A 2,717-nucleotide genomic window follows, 5' to 3' on the forward strand; every position below is an offset into this window, starting at 1 on the left:
TCGGTCCTCGTATATAACCGCAACTGCGTTCGGTGTCTTCTCAACCTGCGTCTCGAACAGCCCGTGAATCGTCGCTTCCCGCGGATAGTCCACAGCCTTGTCATTGAATGCGTGCAAAAACTGTTTTTCCTCCTGTGAAATAACCTCGACTTGTTCGAGCGGCACATCCCTGTAATCTATAATACGCTCCAAAAAATCTGATAATTGTTTGCAAAACCGCAGCAAGCTTGCTTCAGTATATCGATTTAGTTTGTAGTTAATGTTGATAAACAATCGATTGTCTTCTTTTGAGAACGACATTAAGGTTTCACACTCAGAATTATTAAGATCGACCATTTGATGAATTTCCTTGTATAAAATCGCTGTTTTAAGTCGCAATCGTTCATGATGAGTTAAAGGCAATCCATTTTTATCCGCAATATGTTTATGTGGAAATAGCTGAAACTTAACCGCATTTATTACGCATTCACGTACCTCTAGCAAGATATCCCTAAATGTTCTTCCTGGTTCTATATGTAATCTAATTGGCAGTAGATCTATTACGGCTCCCTCGTTATCTTTTCTTTTAAGCGGGGGCATACCTACTATAATATCCGGATTATTCAGGTGTTTTGACAAAAATATGGATATAACTGACAAAAGGACGACGAAAATTGCTTGTTCCGATCCTTTAGTCATAACTTTTATTTCTTCTGTAATCTTAGGAGATAGAGCGAATTTTAATTCCCCTCTGCAACCCTCTTCATGGCCGTTTCTCGTTTCCAGAAGGTGAGTAAGAACAGGAGGATTACTGAGCGCTTGCAACCAATACTCTATTGCTTCTGCAAACTCTTCATTCGTTAGCAGCAATCGTTGCGTCAAAAAATCTGCCATGCTCACCATACGCTCCTTTGAGTTAAATGTTAAGAGAAAATAATGACAGATGAATCTGTCATTATTTCTCTCGGAGAATATGCACCTTATTTACACAAACTCCATATCTCCAAACAATTCAAAATCGTTTTCTAATATCTCCGTCTTGATCGTGCCGATTTTTACTGTAGGCTCTGATGCAATACACTTGATTACTTCACAAAAACCAGTAAGCAATCTCCATATGGTTTCTTCATCAAACAATACTCGACTGTATACTACTGCTAGTTGGATTGCATGATCTGCCTCTATAACGTTCAGCGTCAGGTCTAGCTTCGTCGTCGGATGGCTCAGCTCGACCGGACGCACGTCAACGTTCGCCAGATTAAAGCGCGTTTGCTCCATGTTCTGCAGCACCAGCATCGTGTCAAACAGTGGGTTTCGGCTCCTATCACGGTGCACGTTCAGCTTCTCTACCAGTTCCTCGAATGGGTAGTCCTGGTGTTCAAACGCCGCCAGTGTCCGCTCCTTCACCTCGTGCACGAAGTCAATAAACCGCTTGTCCCCGGATGGGGCGTTACGCAGTGCCAGCGTGTTCACGAACATCCCAATCATCGGCTCCGTGTCCGCATGCGTCCGCCCCGACACCGCCGTGCCCACTACGATGTCGCTCTGCCCCGTGTACTTGTGCAGCCACACATTATAGGCTGCAAGTAGCACCATGTACAGCGTCGATCCCGTTTCTGCTGTGACTTTCTTCAGCCCTTCGACCACGTCCGCGCTAATCTCCGCATGAACGCGTCCGCCTTCGCTGCTTGGCACCGCCGGACGCGTATGGTCGGTCGGCAGCTCTAGCACTGGCGCTTCCTCCGCATAGGTGGACAGCCAGTACGCCTCGTGCGCTTGCATCCGCTCGACCCCGAGCGTACCTTGCTGCCAAACCGCGTAGTCCTTGTACTGAATCCGCAGCGGCGGCAGCTCCGCGCCGGCATACGCCGCCATGAAGTCCGACACCAAAATGTCCATGGATACGCCGTCCGACACAATATGATGCATGTCCCACAGCAGCCAATAGCGTTCTTCCGCTAGACGCAGCAACTCAACACGCAGCAGCGGCGCCTGATCGAGTGCGAACGGACGCACGAAGTTCCGTGTCAACGCCCGCGCACGCGATTCATCCGTATCCCGGTATACCCATTCAAATGACACATCTTCGTGCACCTGTTGTCTCGGTTCACCGTCTATCCATGTAAACGAGGTGCGCAGTGATTCGTGACGGGCGATGGCCGAGCGAATCGCTTGTTCCAGCCGATCCGCATCCACCTTCCCAACTAGTTCCACGACGCCTGGCATGTTGTAGCGCGTGCTCTCCGGCTCCAGCTCATGCAGCACATACAACCGCCGCTGCGACGACGACAGCGCGTACGAAGCCTGCGGCGCCGCTGGTTCGATTCGGCCGTAGTCGCTTTGATCTACGCTACGTACAGATTTCGCCAACGTCTTCACCGTCGGATGCGCGAACAGCTCCCGGAGTGGCAACTCCACCGACAACTGCTGATGGATACGCGACACCAGCGTCACAGCCTTCAGCGAATGACCACCGCGCTCGAAGAACGAGTCATTGATGCCGATTGCATCCCCGCCCAGCACCTCCGCGAACAACTCCGCCAATTGCGCCTCCAGCGCATCCCGCGGCGCTTCATAGGCTTCGGTGTAAGCCTCCCGATCTGGTGCCGGCAACGCCTTGCGGTCTACCTTGCCGTTGCTGTTCAGTGGCAACTTTTCCAGCTCCACGAAGTGCGACGGGATCATGTAGTCTGGCAGCTGTGCCGACAAATGCGCACGTAGCTCCGGAACAGAAATCG

General features: G+C 50.7%; 2 protein-coding genes. Both read right to left on the reverse strand.

Annotated elements, in window-relative coordinates; all coding sequences use genetic code 11:
- A partial coding sequence (locus MHB56_RS29735) for a condensation domain-containing protein (RefSeq protein ID WP_248549771.1) occupies positions 1 to 873 on the reverse strand: 873 nt, incomplete at its 3' end.
- A 90-nt stretch (positions 874 to 963) separates the two neighbouring features.
- The coding region (locus MHB56_RS29740) for a condensation domain-containing protein (protein WP_248549772.1) at positions 964 to 2,717 on the reverse strand (1,754 nt) is incomplete at its 5' end.

It is taken from the genome of Paenibacillus sp. FSL H8-0315 (assembly GCF_038005365.1).
Lineage (GTDB): Bacteria > Bacillota > Bacilli > Paenibacillales > Paenibacillaceae > Paenibacillus_AQ > Paenibacillus_AQ odorifer.